Annotated in this window: 13 protein-coding genes and 1 pseudogene; 10 read left to right on the forward strand and 4 right to left on the reverse strand. The window is 54.4% G+C overall.

The window, feature by feature from the left end:
- Positions 1 to 177: 177 nt before the first annotated feature.
- A pseudogene (locus tag ACWHYZ_RS01555) lies at positions 178 to 513 on the forward strand (Hsp20/alpha crystallin family protein).
- Between the two features lie 188 nt (positions 514 to 701).
- Here the strand turns inward: ACWHYZ_RS01555 and ACWHYZ_RS01560 are convergent.
- The gene (locus tag ACWHYZ_RS01560; protein ID WP_447985547.1) at positions 702 to 3,737 is read right to left on the reverse strand and encodes a response regulator; all 3,036 of its coding nucleotides are present in this window, start codon (positions 3,735 to 3,737) and stop codon (positions 702 to 704) included.
- Between the two features lie 571 nt (positions 3,738 to 4,308).
- On the opposite strand from ACWHYZ_RS01560, the gene ACWHYZ_RS01565 reads away from it, so the two are divergent.
- Positions 4,309 to 6,342 carry a response regulator gene (locus ACWHYZ_RS01565; protein ID WP_447985548.1) on the forward strand — a complete coding sequence of 678 codons (2,034 nt, stop codon included), beginning with the start codon at positions 4,309 to 4,311 and terminating at the stop codon, positions 6,340 to 6,342.
- A 476-nt stretch (positions 6,343 to 6,818) separates the two neighbouring features.
- Entirely contained in the window at positions 6,819 to 7,289 is a 471-nt protein-coding gene (locus ACWHYZ_RS01570) for a hypothetical protein (RefSeq protein ID WP_447985549.1), read from the forward strand.
- Positions 7,290 to 7,631: 342 nt separating this feature from the next.
- On the opposite strand, the gene ACWHYZ_RS01575 is transcribed toward ACWHYZ_RS01570, so the two are convergent.
- On the reverse strand, positions 7,632 to 7,994 hold the full coding sequence (locus ACWHYZ_RS01575) for a response regulator transcription factor (protein WP_447985550.1): 363 nt from the start codon (positions 7,992 to 7,994) through the stop codon (positions 7,632 to 7,634).
- Between the two features lie 1,186 nt (positions 7,995 to 9,180).
- Here ACWHYZ_RS01575 and ACWHYZ_RS01580 point away from each other — a divergent pair.
- Genes ACWHYZ_RS01580 through ACWHYZ_RS01595 form a run of 4 tightly spaced genes read left to right on the forward strand, consistent with a single transcriptional unit; the run spans position 9,181 to position 15,352 of the window.
- Entirely contained in the window at positions 9,181 to 10,740 is a 1,560-nt protein-coding gene (locus tag ACWHYZ_RS01580; RefSeq protein WP_447985551.1) for a sensor histidine kinase, read from the forward strand.
- Between the two features lie 12 nt (positions 10,741 to 10,752).
- Positions 10,753 to 11,205: a response regulator gene (locus ACWHYZ_RS01585; RefSeq protein WP_447985552.1), complete on the forward strand. Its 453-nt coding sequence runs from the start codon at positions 10,753 to 10,755 to the stop codon at positions 11,203 to 11,205.
- 17 nt (positions 11,206 to 11,222) lie between these two features.
- Positions 11,223 to 13,343 carry a putative bifunctional diguanylate cyclase/phosphodiesterase gene (locus ACWHYZ_RS01590; RefSeq protein ID WP_447985553.1) on the forward strand — a complete coding sequence of 707 codons (2,121 nt, stop codon included), beginning with the start codon at positions 11,223 to 11,225 and terminating at the stop codon, positions 13,341 to 13,343.
- Complete coding sequence (locus tag ACWHYZ_RS01595) at positions 13,340 to 15,352, forward strand: response regulator (protein WP_447985554.1); 2,013 nt, start codon at positions 13,340 to 13,342, stop codon at positions 15,350 to 15,352. The genes ACWHYZ_RS01590 and ACWHYZ_RS01595 overlap by 4 nt, the downstream gene beginning before the upstream one ends.
- 178 nt (positions 15,353 to 15,530) lie before the next feature.
- Here the strand turns inward: ACWHYZ_RS01595 and ACWHYZ_RS01600 are convergent, their stop codons facing one another.
- Both ACWHYZ_RS01600 and ACWHYZ_RS01605 read right to left on the reverse strand, forming a co-directional pair.
- On the reverse strand, positions 15,531 to 15,686 hold the full coding sequence (locus ACWHYZ_RS01600) for a hypothetical protein (protein WP_447985555.1): 156 nt from the start codon (positions 15,684 to 15,686) through the stop codon (positions 15,531 to 15,533).
- A gap of 406 nt (positions 15,687 to 16,092) precedes the next feature.
- On the reverse strand, positions 16,093 to 16,440 hold the full coding sequence (locus ACWHYZ_RS01605) for a PilZ domain-containing protein (RefSeq protein ID WP_447985556.1): 348 nt from the start codon (positions 16,438 to 16,440) through the stop codon (positions 16,093 to 16,095).
- A 596-nt stretch (positions 16,441 to 17,036) separates the two neighbouring features.
- Between ACWHYZ_RS01605 and ACWHYZ_RS01610 the strand changes: the two genes are divergently transcribed.
- The 3 genes from ACWHYZ_RS01610 to ACWHYZ_RS01620 all read left to right on the forward strand — a co-directional run bounded on the left by ACWHYZ_RS01610 (position 17,037) and on the right by ACWHYZ_RS01620 (position 20,848).
- Complete coding sequence (locus tag ACWHYZ_RS01610; RefSeq protein ID WP_447985557.1) at positions 17,037 to 17,747, forward strand: response regulator transcription factor; 711 nt, start codon at positions 17,037 to 17,039, stop codon at positions 17,745 to 17,747.
- 151 nt (positions 17,748 to 17,898) lie between these two features.
- A complete protein-coding gene (locus ACWHYZ_RS01615; RefSeq protein ID WP_447985558.1) occupies positions 17,899 to 18,948 on the forward strand; it encodes a diguanylate cyclase domain-containing protein in 1,050 nt (349 codons plus the stop codon).
- A 127-nt stretch (positions 18,949 to 19,075) separates the two neighbouring features.
- On the forward strand, positions 19,076 to 20,848 hold the full coding sequence (locus ACWHYZ_RS01620; RefSeq protein WP_447985559.1) for a putative bifunctional diguanylate cyclase/phosphodiesterase: 1,773 nt from the start codon (positions 19,076 to 19,078) through the stop codon (positions 20,846 to 20,848).
- The last annotated feature ends 36 nt before the right edge of the window (positions 20,849 to 20,884 follow it).

Raw genomic sequence — 20,884 nt, forward strand, 5'->3', positions numbered from 1 at the left:
TCCCATAACACACCGCTTGCGAGGTAGAGGTGTAAACCGAAGAGCCGGGTCTTGACCAGCCGAAAGTCGGTATTATCTTCGCTCACAGATCAACGGTGGGCTTTTAACAGAAAGGAGGATGCTATGGCACTCACATCGTTTGATGTCGATCGACTCCTCAATGAGACGCTTCGCAGCATGAACGCCGGAGGTTGGGCGCCGCCCTGTAATGCCTATGAAGATGAGCATGGCTTCCACGTGGAGGTCGCGCTTCCAGGCTTGAATCGGCAAGACATGGAGATTCTGTTCGAGGATGGCGTCTTAACCGTGAAGGGCGAGCGAAAGGGCAATACGTCGGATAGTACTCGCCGATATTTTGCTCAAGAAATTGGATGGGGCGCTTTTAGTTGATCGTTCCGTCTTCCAACCTACATCGATCCCGAAAAGGTATCGGCGTCTTATAAGGACGGTGTCCTTACTCTGGCATTGCCGAAACGCGAAGAGGCCAAACCGCGCCGGATAGAAATTACTTAAGCCTTTGCCTAGGTAACGATTAACAGGGACCCTCGCGGCCGGAACGGGATCTCAGCGTGCCCTTCCGGCCGCCCCTTTTCGTTCGACGATCATTCAGTGAAGTATTCCTCAGCGGCCCTACGGTTTGTTGAAGCACGCTGTACCTTTTCCACCAAGACACCCTCAATCCTCCTCATTCCCTTCACTTGTTACCGCACAAGTGATGACGAAGTGTTACCCTGTAGTTCGGCTTTCAGGAGACCCTGTACGGTGGCATAGCCGCTTTCCAATCTGGTTAGGAGGGGGCCAGCAAGTTCGAGCGCTTGCGTACGTCCTATGGTTTCTAGTTCCTTGCACAAGGCTGCGAGTTCACGCGCTCCTAGATTGGCGCTACTTGATTTGAGGCTATGCGCTGCCCGATGTACCGCTGTGGCGTCTCGCGCCTCGAGTCCTATCCGCAAATTGCGAATCAGGTCCGGCGTGGTATCAAGATACATATTGATCGCCTTCTCGAGGACATCCGGCTTTCCTGGACGCTGCAGCGTTCGGATAGCCATCAACGTCTGGTAATCAATTGCGGATGAGGGTGTGGCCGTATTGAGGGACTGAGAATTCCCATCTTCAGTTGATAAGCCTGGGCTCATATTGCGCCCCTGGCCGGGCGTCGTCGCCGCCTTTTTAGGCAGCCAACGCCCAAGGACTTCCACTAACTGGTCCTGCGTGAATGGTTTACTCAGGTAGTCATCCATGCCCGCCGCCAAGCAATGTTCACGGTCGCCCTGAAGCGCGTGAGCCGTCAGAGCAGCGATGGGAAGCCGGCGTCGGTTCCCTTCATCGGCTTCCCGACGGCGTATCTCAGTGGTAGCTTCAAAGCCATCCATCTCAGGCATCTGGCAATCCATCAGCACGAGATCATAGGCGTGCCGAGTGATGGCCGCGACGGCTTGGCGACCATTCGCCGCGACGTCCACCTGACAACCGAACACCTCTAAAAAGTTCTGCGCGAGTTCTTGATTGACTGGATTGTCTTCGACCAGCAGGACGTGTCCCTCGAATTGAACCGAAGGCTGGAGAAGTACTGCAGGACCGCTGACCTCGACTGCCGTTTCCTCGTGTTCTCTCATCATGGTCGTCAGCGCCCGGTACAACTCTCTCTGGCGAAGCGGCTTTCTTAAAAACAGGGATACCCCGGCCTCTCTGGCTGCATCGGTGTCTCCTTCGAGCATGACAGAACTGAGCATCGCGACCCGGCGTGGTGCAATCTTCGGCTCCGCTTTGATGGCTTCTGCCAGCTCAAGTCCATCCATGTCCGGCATCTTCATGTCCAAGATGGCCATATCATAGTGGATGGCTTCAGACGCAGCTGTCCGAAGTCGCTCCAGCGCTTGCCGCCCATTCTGCACGACATCGGGCTGCATCCCCCACCCCAGCATCTGGTGCTTGAGGATGCTTAAATTGGTGGCGTTATCGTCTGCGATGAGTACCCGAAGGCCCTCCACACTCTGCGGCAGCGACGGTCGTATAGTTGCAGTCTTGACCTGTTTGGGGAAGCGCGCGGTGAAATAGAAACTAGACCCTCGGCCAGGGGTGCTTTCCACGCTGAGTGTGCCTTGCATGAGCTCGACAAGTTGTTTGGAAATCGAAAGACCTAAGCCGGTGCCGCCGAATTTGCGTGTCGTCGTACCATCAGCTTGGCGGAACGGATCAAAAATGTGACGCTGTGCTTCCTGTGCAATGCCGATCCCTGTATCGTTCACCGCAATCTGTACGACCACCATCGTCTTGGTCTGTTCAACCGCCGACACGTCGACGACCACTTCGCCGTGTTCGGTAAATTTAATCGCGTTGCCGATGAGATTCATGAGGACTTGGCGCAAGCGGTAGGGATCGCCTTCGACCGCAGTCGGCACGCCGGTCGGTATGTGGCACGCCAACTCTAGGTCTTTGGCATGGGCTCGTTCAGCGAGTAATTCAACAACTTCCTCGATCGCATCACGGAGGTCAAACTCCACTTGTTCGAGCTTGAGTTTTCCTGCTTCGATCTTCGAAAAATCCAGAATGTCATTGATCGTGGTCAGCAGGCCTTCACCGGATAAGCGGACATTATTCGCATAACGACGTTGCCTATCCGTAAGGGACGTGGCTAGGAGGAGTTCCGTCATCCCGAGGACCCCGTTCATAGGCGTGCGGATCTCATGGCTCATATTGGCCAAAAATTCGCTCTTGGATCTATTCGCCAATTCAGCGGACTCCTTGGCTTGTTGTAGTTGCGATTCATGTCGTTTGCGTTCCGTAATGTCTTCAATGAAGGAATTGAAGATGTAGGAGCCACTGACTTTGAGTGGGGTTATGGCCACTTCCGCCGGGAACTTGCTCCCATCGCGTTTAACCGCGAGGGTCTCAATCCGACGCTCGAACACGCGGCCGTCGAGGGTTTCTAAGAAAGTACGAAACGTCTGGGCCTGTGCATCTTGATGAGGAAGGGACAGAAGCGTCTGACAGAAATCCATTCCCATGGCCTCATCGCGAGTCCACTGAAAGATTGTCTCCGCTTGCCGGTTCCAATCAATGATCTTTCCTTGCGCATCGATTGAGATGACGGCGTCAAGAGCCGTCTCGATGACTAGGCGAGTGCGCGCCTCGCTCTCAATGGCCTGCGCCTGGGCCGATTCATTGAGGCGCCAAAAGACCATCAAGGCTGCGCTCTCAGCCAAGATAAATCCGCCGTGTATCGATGCCCAAATCCAAGGATTCTGTTGCCCTGGTCCATGATTGTACACAGCATGTGGGGCCACCATTGCCATCACTCCATGATCGGCCACGACAAAAAGGAGGGCGAGCAGGAAGGGCACCCAGTCTTGATAGAGGGCAACGACCGCCATCATCACGAAAAAATGAAAGTGTAGTTCAATATATCCATCCGATAAATGCACTAACAGAGCCGACGACGCCATCAATCCAAGCGTCGCAAGACCACCTCGCCATCTGCGGTCAAGCGTGGTCCACATCGCTAATGACGCGAACGCCGTCACGATGGCGCCGGCGGCAATGTTATGAGACAACGGATTGCCATGGAGCAGGCCAAAGCAGGGTACGCCAGCGGCATGGAGCCAGAGCAGAAGAAGAATCCCTCTGTGTCGCTGTTGCCATGCCGCATCAGGCAGGGCGCCCCCTTGAGGAAAGGCTTGCCTGATGCGACTCATGGCACTCTTCAGGCTCTTGCTGAAATTCATTTGATCACGCATGGCAACTCACTCCTTAGGCTGTCTCAATCTGGTGACTTACTTGCTGTGTTATCTGCGCGCAGCTGTCCCGGAACAGATGGCTTGGGTACCGCCTTTCTGCCACGTACCTCGAGGCACCGCTTTGTGATCCTGCCGTAGTGCCTCTTACTACTCAATCTTTCACTAAAGATCGCAGACATCATACGAGTCTGTAGAGCACGTCTTTACTTCTGTCCGGATGCTTTTTGTTCCTACATGACTAGGTAGAAATGTGTCCGTGGAGACTAAAAGAACGAAGATCGTAGATGACTGTCGGTGGGAATCGAAGTCTGTAAAGATGCTTGTTACGCTTAGAGGGAAGCCTAGCTGGGCCACTGCAATGCTGCAATGTCCGGATATAAATGGATTGCATCGTTCCTAGGCGCGGAAGCCATGGCCCCATGCTGGTCTCGATGATGTGACGGCGGTGCACCGCTCGATTTGTGTTAACATCGGCGGGTCGCGGTTTGCATGCAATGGCGCGTGATGAGACCGGGCAGAGACGCAATGGCCTCAACGTCATCTATCGGTTTATAGACAGGCGAATGGTTAAATGGAATCAAATAAGGACGTGGTAGCCGCGACACAATTCAAAGAGACCCTGCATGGTATCGTCCTGCTCGTCGATGATGATCCCCTCATGCGGTTCCTGACAAGACAAGCATTAGAGCAATGCGGCCTCGTCGTCGAGGAAGCCGAAGATGGAAGACAGGCGCTGGCCGCCTATCAGCACACCCGGCCGGATCTTGTGCTGATGGATGTCATGATGCCGTCAATGGACGGGTTTGAAGCCTGTCGTCTGTTGCGTGCATTGCCCGAAGGCGATCGCACGCCGGTGATCATGATCACCGGTTTGGAGGATGGTGATTCCATTACGCAAGCGTATGAAGCTGGGGCGACCGATTTTGTCATCAAACCGATTAATGCCATGGTTCTGAGTCATCGCGTACGCTACATGCTCCGCGCAAGCCGAGCCCTCGCGGATTTGCGCCAGGCAAAAGAATCTGCGGAAGCGGCCAATCTGGCCAAGAGTCAATTCCTAGCGAATATGAGCCATGAAATCAGGACTCCGATGAACGCGATTTTAGGAATGGCGGACCTCTTGTCGGAAACGGAGCTGAGTGCGGATCAGCGCGAATATGTCGGAATTTTTAGACGGGCTGGAACCAATCTCATCGCGCTCATCAACGATATTCTTGATGTAGCGAAAGTGGAGACAGGCTTTCTAGAGCTTGAGCACATTGAGTTCAGCTTGAGCGAGACCATAGATAAGGCAGTCGAGCTGATGGCGCTTCGGGCGCATGAAAAGGGGCTTGAATTGTCCTGTTCCATCGCGCCTAACGTCCCCCTCTTCGTAGTCGGCGACCCGTACCGTCTTCAGCAGGTAATCGTGAATTTGCTGGGCAATGGCATCAAGTTTACGGACCGGGGAGAAGTCACGCTGAAGGTCATGAATGATTTGCCGGATGGTCCTTCCGCCCACCTTCGCTTTTTGGTATCGGATACCGGGATTGGCATTGCGCCTGACAAGCTTGACCTCGTGTTCGAGTCGTTTAGTCAGGCTGACTCTTCCACGACTCGAAAATATGGGGGGACGGGGCTAGGGTTAAGTATTTCAAAGCACCTCGTCGAACTCATGGGCGGACGAATTTGGGCCGAAAGTGTGCCCGGAAGCGGCAGTACGTTGTCTTTTACCACCGTATTCGGTATTCCGGCCGGCCCTCCTACTTCGTCCTCAGAGCCGGAGGTAAACCTTGTAGGGCTGAAGACGCTGGTGGTAGACGACAATGCGACGAACCGGCTAATTTTGCGCGAAGCCTTAACATCGTGGGGTGCTCTGGTGACGGAAGCGTCGACCGGTCTAGAAGCGCTACGGGCATTCGAGCAGGCCGAGCTTGAGAGCCAGCCATATCAGCTGACACTGATGGACGGTCGCATGCCGGGCATGAGCGGATTCGAAGCGGCGGAGCAACTCCAAAGCATCTCGAAACGAGCTTCACACACGGTTATGATGCTGACTTCGGATACACAAACAGGCGATATCGCCAAGGCGTACAAGTTGGGCCTCGCAGGTTATCTCATCAAGCCCATTCGCCGAGCCCATTTGCATAAGGCTCTGCATCTCACGCTGAGCCGAAAGGCTTTAGGGCAGAAGCCCACCGCTGCCTCCACTCCAACAAACCTTAAGGAATCATCCCTCAAAGTTCTTCTTGTGGAAGATTCCTCTGATAATACGGCGTTGATTCTGGCGTATCTGAAACACACCTTGCACGTCATTGATACTGCCGATAATGGCGCGCTTGGTGTTGAAAAGTTCCGGCAAGGTACCTATGACATCGTTCTAATGGATATGCAAATGCCGGTTATGGACGGCTATGCAGCCACGAAAGCCATACGCCTATGGGAGTCCGATCAGTCTCGGGCGCCCACGCCAATCATTGCGTTGACGGCCCATGCGCAACCGGAGGATACATTGAAAAGTTTTGAGGCAGGATGTACGGACCACCTCACGAAGCCAATCAAGAAACAGGTACTACTCAGACTTTTGGCGACGGTACAAGGGCGATACGTCGGTCATAAAAGTTAATACGCGGCTACGGGAACATCATGAAATATATTTGCCCGACCATGTGAACTGTGCGTATGGGTTCGCTTGCCGGCATCAAGCCTCTCTAACTGCCGCAATCTTCTCTATCAAGAAACTTTGAAGTCGACCTAAAAGGAATGGGCGGAAATAGTCACAATCGCTTGGCCCGTTTTTCAATGAAGCGGCTTCACTGCCAAGCCATGGCCCCGTTTTAAGTCACCGTGTTCCACCACAAGATCTCTCGCCCGGTGCATCGGCTAGCGGAATGTCCACTCACCGCTCATATCATCTGACAGGTTGCTTCGAAATTTAAGCTTCAGCGCGAGTCGATGTTCGCCATAGTCTTGACGTGATGCACCGCCGCGCATAAAATGATACTGAGAACTAGTATCAGTTATAGGCCTGCGACCTGTGCGTTCTGAGCCCAACACCGCCCTTGTGGCTGTTGGGCTTTTTATTTTCTTAAAGGAGGAGTCATGTTAACGCTATCCCAGAAATTGCAGGACATGCGAGTGCTGGGTTTGAGCAATGGTGATGTGCAATACCGGGGCTTCACTAACACGTTGCGTCCCTGGCGGCTGCTGATTTTCCCTCCGTTGCTGGATGCTGCGACGTTAAACTTCATGCAAACGGCAGCGCTTCAATGCCCGCCGCGAGCCGAACTTATGGTGGTCGTGCGGTCTGTCGGGACCTTATTAGAGCCTTGGGCTCGCATGCCCTCGTCCAGGCTTGTCCTTCTTGCCGACCCTCTCGAACGCTTGTATAGAGCCTTTGGCATACACGCGCGTCATTCGCACTGTGAAACGTTTTTGCTGAATCCGCAAGGGCTGCTTCAGTTCGTTCTTGTGCATCGGATGCCCGGGCCGGCACTTATGGCGATGGTGGAATTGTTGGCACTGCTGCTTCGGCCCCGCAATTGTGGGCACGGCCTTGCCACCCTTCAATAGCGTTACCACTGCTCACTACAAGATCCGGTTCATCATGAGCTCTAGGGTGTCCGCCATCGGAAAGATCCGTGATGGGGGACCAGGGCCTTTAAGGGAGAATTTGCCGCTGCCTGCGCTATCGCTAGCACCCTTTGCTGTCGCGGCACTGGGTATGCCCGACTACGGATAGATTAGCCGCAGTACGTATCCCGTGACGGCCATGAGGCATGTTCATAGCGGGAGACGGATCAGAAGCCGGCGCATTCAGCGGGAAACCAAGCGCCGGCATCACACCATTGGGGTGCGAAACCAAGTGAATGGTTCTGGAAAATGTAAGGGTTTTCGGGCGATCCACAATGCCGATCAATATAAAACTTTCCTGAGAGCCGCCAGTAAGCCTTGCGCGGTAAACGGTTTGATGATGTAAGCGTTTGCCCCCTGCTGTTCACCCCAGAACTTATCGCTTTGCTGCCCTTTTGACGTGCACAAGAGGAGGGGGATGTGTTTGAAACGGTCGTCGGCCTTCAACTCCCGACACGCTTGGTAGCCGTTTCGTCCCGGCATCACGACGTCCAACATGATAGCGTCGGGCCGTTCTACTAATAGTTTGTCTTCCAGCCTGTCGGCATTGGGATAACTGACCACCGTGTGGCCGGCTTCCTTGAGCACGTTTTCGATTAACTGTAGCTCTGCATAGGAATCATCGACAACGACAATCTTGCTCACACTTTCTCCTTCTTATTGGTTCAACTGATTCTACGTGCGTGCCTCTCTTCTCTGAGCATAATCCCACACGAACCGCCAATCGACAGGTCAGCACTGTCGCGACGTGAGGAAAAGTACTCGACGGTCTATGTCATCGACCTCAGACCTTTGAGGCTACTGTAATAGTGGCAGAAGTCTTCAACCACTAGAGTCTCAATGTACTTACGATGGATGTTTTTTGTACCGAGGTCCTTCTAGGTCCAAGGCCGTGACACCGCCCTCACCAGTTTCGGAGAGGTGCTCGGTTGACGAGAGCAGGTTTCTGAAGTCCTTCAATCGCATTAGTTCAAACTGTTCCTGATTCGGCGGCGACCGTTGATATGCCAACATTGCTTTGCCCACCCCTGCATCGCTAGCCTCACGCGTATTTCTGGCTAGATGCCGGGTGCGCCCGTCACGAAAATCGATAGCGCGCCTATGCCATCGTGGCATGTTGAGCAGGAATCCTATCTCGTTATAAAACTGTTCGCACGCAGTTGGACCCTATCCTAGTTCTAAAAAAGGATCCACTAGGGCCATTCGTTTCGCACAGCAGTCCCCATAAAACATCGCAGGTTCTATAATCATTATTGTATACAATTCATTATATTAGACGGAGAAAAGCGGAACGAACCATCGAAGCAAAGGAATGCATCGTGGATGCCCCCAAGGGAATCATGCTCGACCATCCTGTGGGGTACGTTTGTGTTCTTAGAAAACAGGGGCAGCATACGATCCTACTCAGATAACGTCTAATAATTTCATTATGGTTACTGCCAACCGACGCGCTTGTTGAAGCGGGGGACCAGCGGCAACGGCGGCGACGCAAACCATCACCGGCGATTGAAATGGGTTACGTTGCTGAGGTCATCGCAAACTTGAGGCGGCATGCAAGTCAGAAGGTACCGATGTCTATTCTTCTCTAAGAATTTTAATCGGATTTGCGTGCTCATGCCCCAAGGCTTCTTATGAGAGTTACATATGGGATAGTGGCACGCGATTTCGGATCGAGTCTACCCCGATGACCACCGGATATTGTTTAGAGACCAACGCACATGGAATTCAATAGATATTTTGTTCAGCTTGAGGAAGCGGCCTGCATCAACGACAAAGGCGTAAAGGGACGCGCTCCTTCCCGGGGCTTATGAGATCCTCACACGATACAACGATGCTTGGTCTGATCGCCGCGCTAATCATAGGGATTTTTGCCATCGACGTCGTCACGCCGGTAGGCGTGGCTGCCTCTATTCTCTACCTAGTTCCTCTCGCGCTGACCCTCTGGGTGGCAGAGGGGCGCGGGCCATTCATCGTCGCGGGAATTACGGGCCTCCTTACCGTCGTTGCCTTCTTCCTCTCGCCGCCAGGAGACCTGTCCCGGGCCGTGATGAATCGCAGCTTCATCATGGTGATGATCATCAGCATCGCCATTGTCGTCTGGAACGTTAAAACAAATCGCCTGGCGCTCAAGCGCGAAATTGTAGAGCGGACCCGGGCGCAGGAAGAACTGGTCGCGCTGACGAGTACTCTCGAACAACGGGTCAATGAACGGACCAGGGACTTGGCCGCTTCGCGGACCGCTGCCATCCATATGATGGAAAAAGCGGAAGAGGCCAAGCGAAAGGCAGAAGAAGCCGAAGCCGCCCTTCACAAATTGGCCGAGGGTTTCCGCGCCCTCTTGGAGTCCGCGCCGGATGCGATGGTGATCGTCAATGGATTGGGGGCCATCACGTTGGTGAACGGACAGGCAGAGCGGTTGTTCGGCTATTCGCGTCACGTCCTCCTCGGGCAGGCCATCGAAATCCTCATCCCCGAGCGCTTTCGCGGCACTCATCTCGGCAACCGAATCGGGTTTTTCGAGGCCCCGCAGAAACGGCCGATGGGAGCGGGACTGGAGCTCTTCGGCTTGCACCAGGATGGCCACGAATTTCCCGTCGAAATAAGCCTGAGTCCTGTGCAGACTCATGAAGGGCTTCTCGTGACGGCGGCGATTCGTGACATTACCGAACGGAAACGTACGGAGTCGGAGATGAACCTCCGTGCCGCGCAGCTCGAAGCGGCCAACAAGGAACTGGAAGCCTTCAGCTATTCGGTATCCCATGATCTGCGCGCGCCGCTTCGCCATATCGACGGATTTGCCGATCTTCTACTGAAGCATGCCTCATCAACCATCGATGAAAAGGGCCGTCGCTACTTGACGATCATTTCAGAATCCGCCAAGCGAATGGGGCGTCTCATTGATGACCTGCTGGTGTTTTCTCGTATGGGCCGCAATGAGATGCGGCGCGGGCCAGTCGATATGAGTGAGTTAGTCAAGGAAGTCATCGATGGACTCTCTTCAGACATTGGGAAACGAGAGATTTCGTGGGACATCACCCCATTGCCGGAAGTCCAAGGAGATGAAGCCATGCTGCGGCAGGTATTGGCCAACTTGATTGCGAATGCCGTGAAATATACGAGCCACCGGGAGCATGCGAAGGTCGACATCGGCTGCAAACATGGCGCTGATGAGACCGTGTTCTTCGTCAGGGATAACGGCGTCGGCTTCGATATGCAGTACGTACACAAATTGTTCGGTGTCTTTCAGCGGCTGCATACCACGAGTGAGTTCGAAGGCACGGGAGTCGGCTTGGCCAATGTCAGGCGCATCGTGGCACGGCATGGCGGCAGAACATGGGCAGAAGGTTCGGTCGATGCAGGCGCGACATTCTATTTTACATTGCCACAATGATGGAGGAGCGAGATGGTGACGAGCGTCAAACGCATTCTGCTGGCAGAGGATAGTCAGCGTGATGTTGAACTCACGCTGGCGGTGCTGGAGGAACACAACCTCTTTAACGAAGTGGTAGTGGTCTCAGATGGAGCGGAGGCCCTTGATTATCTGTACCGGCGAGGCAAATTTGCCCTGCGGCCGCCCGGCAATCCGGGCGTCGTGCTGCTGGATCTCAAAATGCCGAAGGTTGACGGCCTCGAGGTGCTCCGCGTCATTAAAGGTGATGCGAAACTCAAGTCCATTCCGGTGGTGATGTTGACGTCGTCGCGGGAAGAACCTGATTTGACGGAGAGCTACAAGTTGGGCGTAAACGCCTACGTCGTCAAGCCGGTCGACTATCAAGAATTCGTGAAAGCCGTCACGGGGCTTGGTGTGTTTTGGGCGATCATCAATGAACAGCCCCTTGTAGAAGCAGCGGAGTAAGACAAAGGAGCGTCGGTGTGAAACCAGTGATCCGCATTCTTCACCTGGAAGATAACGTCACGGATGCCGAGTTCGTGCAGTCCACGCTCGACGCCGATGCCGTGCATTGTGAGGTGGTTCGGGTGGAGAGTCGGGAGGCATTTGCAGCCGCGTTGGACGAAGGAGGATTTGACCTCATTGTCTCAGACTTTGCGCTCCCCTCCTACGATGGCCGGTCGGGCTTGGGACTTGCCAGATGTAAGTGCCCCGATGTGCCGTTCGTCTTTTTCTCGGGCACCATTGGGGAAGAAGCGGCCATTGAAGCTCTTCGGGGCGGCGCCACCGACTATATATTGAAAGATCGCCCGGCCCGATTAGCGGCAGCGCTGATCCGGGCACTTCGAGAGGCGCATGAGAAGGCGCAGCGAAAGCTGATGGAGTCAGCGCTTCAGTCGGCTCAGGAACGATTCAAAGGGATTTATGAATCATCGAAGGATGCCATCGTCTATGCGTCCCTGGAAGGCAGGCACGAGGACGTGAACGAATCGATGATCAAGCTGACGGGTTATTCTCGATCTGAACTGTTGCAAAAATCGTATCGGGATTTGACCCCCAAGGAGTATCGCAGCGACGAGTGCGAAGCCGTTCAATCCGTCATCTCGACCGGCCAACCGCTGGAGTATGAAAAGGAATTGCTCTGTCGCGACGGCTCCAGAGTTCCTGTGGTCCTGACGGCGTTCGTGGTCAAAGCAGGTGACGGCAAGCCGATCGGTCTCGCAATGATCCTGAAAGATGTGACGGAACGGAAGCGGGCCGAACGGGCCATCATTGAGCTGGCCTATCATGATGCCCTCACCGGTCTGCCAAACCGTCGGCTTTTCTACGATCGTCTCAATCTCGCGCTCTTTCCGGCCGCCCGCAAACGCCAGGCGCTCGCCGTACTGGCCCTGGACTTGGATGGTTTCAAAACCGTCAACGATAGTCTTGGCCATGCCAAGGGCGACCTCATGTTGCAGTGGGTCGCGGAGCGCCTTAAGGCCACGCTTCGTTTGGGTGATACGGTTGCGAGATCCGGCGGTGATGAGTTTATCATTCTGTTATCGGACCTATCCAACTCAGCAGATGCCGTCAAGATCGCGCAGAAGCTCCTCGGCGCGTTTCAGCCTGCTTTCGTATTGGACGGACAAGAATTCCCCGTCACCGCCAGCATCGGACTGAGCCTCTACCCAGAAGACGGCGTGGATGCCGATGCCTTGATGCGAAATGCCGATGCCGCCATGTACCGAGCGAAAAAACAAGGCGGCAATGCCTACCAGCTGTGCACGACGGTGATGAAGGCGAGCGTCGGGGAGCGACTCAATCTCGAACGAAACCTTCGTCAGGCGTTGGAACGGCGTGAGTTCCGCCTGTATTACCAGCCACTCATCGATCTGATGACGGGACAGATTCTTGGCATGGAGGCGCTGTTGCGCTGGCAACATCCGACTACCCGTCGACTCGTGTGTCCGGGTGAGTTTATCAACGTGGCGGAAGAGACCGGCTTGATCGTCCCCCTGAGTCTGTGGGTCTTAGAAATGGCCTGCAGCCAAACAGCCTTATGGCATCAGCGCGGCTATTCCAATTTGCGTGTCGCGATTAATCTCTCCGACCGGCAAGTGTGGCGTGGAGAGTTTGTGTCCCAAGTCGAAAAGGTTCTGACGGATACCGGTATGGCGCCGGCGATGCTCGAATTTGAGATCACCGAACGCATGGCATTGCAGAATACGGACTTCACCATTTCAGTCCTTGGTTCACTGAACAGTATGGGGATCGATCTGTCGATGGACGACTTCGGCACCGGCCATGGATCGCTCAGTTGTTTACGTCAGATACCCGTCAAGACGTTGAAGATCGATCAATCATTTGTCCGCGGGATTGCGAAGAATATCGATGATGCGGCCATCGTCAAAACGCTTATCACGTTAGGACACAGTCTGAGACTGAAGGTGATTGCGGAAGGTGTCGAAACGCTTGAACAGCTGGAGTTCTTGCGGGCTCATAAGTGTGACGCGCTGCAGGGGTATTTATTTAGTCCGGCGGTCCCGGCCGAGGCGTTTGAACGCTTGCTGATCACGAACCCCTGGCTCGTCTCGTCACTTGTGGGTGGGGCCACGCTATGAAACCGGCCATTCGTATTCTCCATCTTGAAGATAACGCCGAGGATGCCGAGCTGGTTCATGCACGGCTCGCGGCTGAAGGGCTTGTCTGTGATGTGCAGCCAGTGGACACGCGCGCCGATTTTGTCGACGGTCTCGAACAGCATTTGTTTGACCTGATCCTATCTGATTATACGATCCCCGGGTTTGATGGCCTGTCCGCTTTGAGCCTTGCCCAAGACAAATGCCCGGACATCCCGTTTATCTTTGTCTCTGGGACGCTGGGCGAAGAATCGGCGGTCATCACCATGCAGTGTGGGGCGACTGATTATGTCCTGAAGAACCGTATGTCCCGGCTTGTTCCAGCTGTCCAACGGGCTTTGCGGGAGAGTGATAAACGCATTCGCTTGAAGCAGGCCGAAGAGGGTCTCCGCAAAAGCGATGAACGCTTTCGTTTATTGGCACGGGCTACCAATGACGCGGTCCGGGATTGGGATTTAGTGTCCAATGCGGTGTGGTGGAATGAGGGCTTTCATGTGCTGTTCGGATACAGCAAAGACGAGATTGAGGCGGATATTGAATCCTGGTATAGGCGCCTGCACCCGGAGGATCGCAATCGGGTCATTGAAGGCATCCATGGGGCCATCCGTAGTGGCCGCTACACCTGGATGGATGAATATCGCTTTCGTCGATCCGACGAAACGTATGCGGTCGTCATGGACCGGGGATATGTTCTGCATGATCAGGGGAAACCCGTAAGACTGCTGAGTTCAGCGATCGATATTACCGACCGCAAACATATTGAGGTCGAACTCCGGGAGGCGAAGGACCGCGCTGAAATGGCGGACCGCTCTAAGAGCGAGTTCCTCGCGAACATGAGCCATGAAATCCGAACACCCATGGACGTCATCCTCGGCATGGCGGACCTGCTGCGGGACACTGAGTTATCCGAGCAGCAGCATGAATATTGTCGTGCTATTACACGGGCGGGGCGTTCGCTGTTAGGGGCCATTACCGATATCTTAGACCTGTCGGAAGTAGAGGCCGGGCGCCTAGCCTTGGAATACAAGGTGTTCGATCTGGGCGAGCTCATCGATGGCACAGTGGCGCCATTTGCAATGCATGCGGAAGAAAAGGGACTTGAGCTGTCATGCGAGATATCGCCCGAGTTACCGATGCATCTCATCGGAGATCCAAAACCGCTGCGCAAAATTCTCGGGAACTTACTGGGCAATGCCGTCAAATTTACCCAGCGAGGCCGCATCGTGTTGCGCATCGACCATGATTCGGCTTCGGATGAACCCGGGGCACTTCGCTTTGCGGTCTGTGACACTGGGATTGGAATTCCTCCTGACCGACATGAGGCGATCTTTGAGCAGTTCACGCAGGCTGATGCGTCCTTCAGCCGTCAACACGGAGGAAACGGCTTAGGATTGACGATTTCAAAACGATTTGTTGATCTTATGGGTGGACGTATCTGGGTCGAAAGCGACGTCGGCAAGGGAAGCGCGTTTTACTTTACTGTCCGGTTGGGATTGTCGCCCGAACCCTCTGTCCTGGAGAGCCAGGTTCCGTGTGCGCCGCGAAGTCATACAAAACTTTCGGACGACACGGCGACCCCATGGCAGTCGTTGCAGAATGTTCAGCCGTTGCGCATTCTACTGGTGGAGGATTCCGCCGATAATTGCGCGCTCATTCGCGCGTACTTCAAGCGCTTGCCCTATTCCGTAGATATCGCCGAAAACGGCGAAATCGCGGTCGAGAAGTTCAAGCAGTATGCTTATGATGTGGTGCTAATGGACATTCAAATGCCGATCATGGATGGGTATGCCGCCACTCGTGCGATCAGGCAATGGGAACAAGAGAAGGGACGGATGACCATCCCGATTCTCGCGCTGACAGCGAATGCGCGGCCGGAAGATACCACAAGAAGTTTAGCGGCGGGTTGCACCGCTCACCTCACAAAACCAATCCGGAAAACCACACTCCTAGCGACTCTCTCCCAGTATGGGAGCCGCGTTGCCAAGCTCTGATGGTTCGACAGGTCCAACTGCCATTGCAATAGGATGAACTGGAGGCCGGGCCCGAATCTATTCGGATGTCGCGACTATTCCATCCGGATTTCCAAGATGGCGCGTTGCCGCGGCTCATACGCCGGATTGGCAAGAACGTCCATCATTGTCTTTCCAATAAGACCGGCCACGTCCTAGGTTAGAGCCCTTCATCTCTGTCATCTTCATCAAACATCGATGAAAGATACCATGATGTAAACGGACGGCTTGTGATGTCATGCGCCCCGCCCTTCACTTCGCTGCCATTCGGACTTGGTTCTTGGCCGCCATGAACATGGTCATACTTCGGTTCCATCTATGCCTCCATTGCATCTGTTGGTTGATTCAGCCTATTGACGGGACCGCTCTCCATGGTCCTCGAAAATAAATTGATTTGCAGTCCTCTAGCGGCGGTTATAGGCGACACCGCATCCTTCCCCCTCTTCCGAGATATGTGCAGGGAAGTGAACCGAAAGGCTCCGCGATTGATGTCTGGATTCACGAAACCTCCGTAACCATGAGATCTGATCGTCGGTGATGAGCGCGGCCACCCTGGCTCCTATCCGCTTATCCGGTGGCTCTTTAGGCAGATGCGCAAAGCGAGACTTCACTATAGACTTCTCATGGGCTTCTTCGTAGCTGGTCCGTTTCTTGGTGATAGAACCTTTGCGAACCATTTGGCGGCGCTTTCCCCATAGGAAGAATCATACGAACTGTGGGTGTTATGACCGGCCGTTGTGCGTCTCTGCCGTAGAGTATCCATAACGAAGTTCCGATATGAGCGCCGCAAGCCGGGCCTTATCTCGGGGAAACATGGCCATGAAATCTACTCCGTGGCGGTCTTCTCTGCTCCATCTTATGGCGGCATGCTGAATGACAATTGGCTCCTCTGCGTGGAACGGTAAAATGACGAGTTCTCCATTGTCTTCCAGGCTCTCAAGATTGGCCTGCAAGGCACATCCAAGCAGCGACACATTATAGCAATGTCCTTCCTTAGGGAGACGGCTCCCTCGAGGCAAGAACCTCACCCGAAGATCTGTGGGATAACGGTCCGCACGTCGACGTTCCATCGTGTCTCCTTCAAGCCAACACCATCAATCGTGTGATCATTACTTTTGCAACGCCATCACTCCTTCTCGTTAATCCTAACCGCAGATTCCGGTCTGTCAATGAACTCGGTGTGCCGCACTGTGAAATGTGGACGCAGCACTTCTTGCAAGAGTTGCATGTACATCGATGTCCTGTGTTCCATCAGCTACAGAGACATATAGAACCAGAATATGGAAATACAAAGAGCATCAGGGAGGCGTAGGCCATTCTCTGCCGATGCCGCGCGTCTGCCATCTTATTAAAAGAGGGGTCATCGGAGCGCAACGCTCGTGTGGCATCAACGCCATGGGATGAGATTCAGCAATCACACGCCGTGTCAAGAGAACATTGTCGGGGCAGAGAGGATGCAGAGCATCGAGAGCCTATGATGGCTCCATTTCAGTCAGGATACCGGGTTATCCAGGCTATCGTCCCTGTCGTATAGGGGCCATAAAACCGGCTGCTGTACTCCGAACAGGTCTACCCATACAAAATATACTGGTCTAAATTGCCATAGTATGATGGATACAGATATCAACCGGGAATGGGCGTGACCGCTGCAATGGTAGGAGGGAGCTTGGGAACACATCTATCGCAGGTCACTCGAGTATTGGTAGTTGACGATCAACTGATCGTCCGCGTCGGCATCATCAGCTTGTTGAAACGGAAAAAGCGCATACAGGTCATCGGGGAAGCCGGTACCATGCGGGATGCTGTTTCGCAGGCGACCAGCCTTCGCCCCGATGTCGTCCTCATGGATGTCAGACTGCCGGACGGGTCTGGTATTGAGGCATGCCGCGAAATCAGAAGCGAATGCCAGGACGTTCACGTGCTGTTCTTGAGTTCGTTCACGGATGAGGATGTACTGGTGTCTGCCCTGCTCGCAGGAGGGGCCGGATTTCTACCCAAAGAAATCAACCAAGACGGTTTATTACGGGCCATTGAAACCGTCGCGACCGGAGAATCGATTTTCGATACGGCCACTCGCCGCGCCGTCATGCTGAAGCTCCAGCAAAGAGAGCCGATCGCCGTCGCTTCGCCTCCCCCCCTAACAAAACTATCCCGTCAGGAACAGCGGGTGGTTCAATTGGTGGCTCAGGGCAAGACAAATAAGGAAATTGCCGCGGATCTTACGCTCAGCGATAACACGGTCCGAAACTATATCGCCCATATTTTCGACAAACTCAAGATATCCCGTCGCGCCCAAGCGGCCGCCATGGTTTCCCGGGCTGGGTTCCTACCAGGGACAATCCTACCTAATCTTTCAGAGACACAAAACCTACAATAGTAGGTCCCTCTATACTCTCATCAATCCCACAGCCTATGCCAAGGTTAATGGAGGCAACATGCCTCCCGTGTCGGTGGGAACCCGACACTATCGGAACGGACGACGTTTTTCTTACATGCAGACGGTGCGCACGAACTGAAATGGCGACCCGATGGCTCCAGTCTCCATAGCGCGTTTTCTTATCGCCTTGCTGCAGATTCTGATCGTCCTCTTGACGGTTTCGATTGATGTGGAGGGACAGAGCCTCGGCAGAATCGTGCGGGCCATTTGTCCGATGGCGATTGTCATCATAGTGCTTGTCATCCCCCGCAGAATGGTGTCCCGGTTCCCCTTGCTGGCCAGCATCGTGTTTGTGAACGTCGCTTTGCTCATGACCTTAACGGCGCAGCGAGGCCATCTGACACCATCCCTGAATCTTGCGTTCCTTCTGACTATTACGATGGCAGCCCTGGCCTCGACGACTCGGCAATTCGCAGGGCTCTCTCTTGTGATATGCGCTCTGTATGGGGCTGCACTGTTGTGGGTGGGCGGGAACGGTGAGCAGATGCTTCTTCCCATCATGGTGACCATGACCGCCGTGATCATCGGCAGGGTCAATATGACGGAGTCGGAATACCAGGGTCTCGTCGCGGCCAGCGAAAAGGAACGTCACGATACCATGTGCGATGCGTTAACAAAATTGCCCAATCGGGCGCAGTTTATTGAGCGGGTGTGGCAGGCAGTCCGGTTCACGAGAAACGATCACGAGTTTATGTTTGCGGTCCTGTTTGTCGATCTTGATGGATTCAAGCCGATCAACGATCGCTTGGGCCATAAGGCCGGTGATGCGGTGCTGGTCGAGACGGCGAAGCGATTGCAGGAGTGCCTGCGCAAGGGAGATGTCGTCGCGAGGTACGGGGGTGATGAATTTACGCTCTTGGTACATCGTATCAGCGGGAAGGCAGACGTGCTTCGCATCGCCGACCGGATCTTGAAAAAGGTCAAAGATCCCATCCTGGTGGGACAGAAGGTCCATGTCGGCGCCAGTATCGGCATCGCTCTCAGCTCCAATCTTCATGAACGTCCGGAAGATCTGATACGGGATGCAGATCTCGCGATGTATCAGGCCAAGGCGAAAGGGAAAGGTCACTATGAGGTGAGCGATCAACTGCGGGATACGAAAGTCTCGTGGAAGTCCACCGCCGGCGACCCGGTCTCATAGCTTCAGATTGACGCGCTCCAGGATATCGATGGAAGCCGCTTTAAATCATACGTCGAATGATAGGTCGTCGTCTCGGCCTCACGTCGGACACGCCGAAAGTACGGACTTGCATCAAGGGACTCAGGCGATGCGAGCCAACTTTCTTCAATTGCAGACGCTTGTCAGCGTCGTGTTGACGTATCAACTTCTCTTTAGTCCGGCCGCCAGGCTCACGCGAGACGCGGAACTCTTTGTCGTCCTCGGGCTCATGCTCTTCTGTGGCATCCTCATGGTGATTCCGGCCCGGTTCCTTGCGACCGAATGGTTTCCCGGCATATTGGCCACGGTCGATACCGTTATTACGGCCGCCCTGATGTACATCTCGGGAACAGGCGGCTCAGACCTCTATCTGGCATTCTTTGTCATTATTCTGATTGTCACAGCGACACGCAGTCCTCTCACTATGGCGGTTTTTCTTGCATTGGTCACCGCCGTCTATGGATTTGTCCTGTATGCGGAGGCCGATGCAACCGGCGTCGTGCTCGAGCATCATTTGATCCGGATACCGTTCTTGATGATTATGGCGATATTCTATCGCCGAACCGCAGAAACGGCTCGCGCCCTGGCCTATTACGATCCCCTGACCGGACTTCCAAATCGTCGACAGTTTCTGCGACTCGCGATGCAGCATTTACGGTCGCGCCATAAGATGTCCAGGTGCAGTGCCCTCCTTGCGATCGATCTCGACGGATTTAAACGCATCAACGAGACGCTGGGACTGGTCATGGCCGACCAGTTGCTGCAGGCTGTCGCGGTGCGGCTGAAAGGATCGCTGCGGGCCAGCGATACCATCGCCAGATTTGGATCCGATGAATTTCTCATCCTGCTGCAGCATGTCGGTTCAGCCGAGATGTCCGGTCGGCTGGCACAAAGGCTGTTGACCGCCCTGGCGCCGGCATTCAGCTTGGGGGGGCACGACGTCTTCGTGACGGCCAGCATCGGCATCGCACTGGCCGAGAGCGAAACGGTCGATGCCAGTAGTTTAGTCAAAAACGCCGATGCGGCGATGTACCGCGCAAAAGAGCGCGGACGGAATACCTTTGAGTTCTACTCACCCGAAGACAATGCGCGTGCGCTGAATCGTCTCGTCTTGGAATCGCGGCTCCACAAGGCAGTCGACCGCAATGAAATCGTCGTGTACTACCAACCGCAAGTCAATCTGCTGACGAAACAAATCATCGGAATGGAAGCGTTGGCCAGATGGCGGGACCCCGAGGCGGGGATTGTGCCGCCGGCGCAGTTTATCGCGCTTGCTGAAGAAAAGGGCCTAATCGTCCGGATCGGTCAATCGGTATTACGCCAGGCCTGCTCGCAATTGAATGCATGGCACAATGACGGCTTTGTTCCGTTGCGCATGGCGGTGAACCTCTCCGCGCGCCAGTTTAACGAGCCAGATCTCGTCGGCATGATCGCCTCGGTCTTAAAAGAAACGGGTGTGGCGCCGGTTAACGTGGAACTGGAATTGACTGAGACGTCGATTATGGCTGACGCTGAAAAAGCGCTGAAGACCCTTGGACAACTTAAAACCATGGGTGCGCAGATCTCAATCGACGACTTTGGGACCGGGTACTCTTCCTTGATTTATCTCCGTCGTTTTCCCATTGATACGCTCAAGATCGATCGGGCGTTTACGCAAGATATGACCGAAAGTACTGATGCGCAAGCCATTGTCGCCGCAATCATTGCTATGGCCAAGGCGCTGAAGTTGAAGGTCATTGCAGAGGGAATCGAGAAGGTGGAACAGATGCAACTGTTGGAGCAGTACGGGTGTTATGAAGGCCAAGGATATGCCTTTAGCCGCCCGTTGCCGGCTGAAGAGATGACTGCGCTGCTGAGAAGCTGGCCGAGCCGTCTTAGCTAGGACTTGTCGATGCACCTCGCACTGCGATGTATCTCC

Source organism: Nitrospira sp. Nam74 (assembly GCF_965152615.1).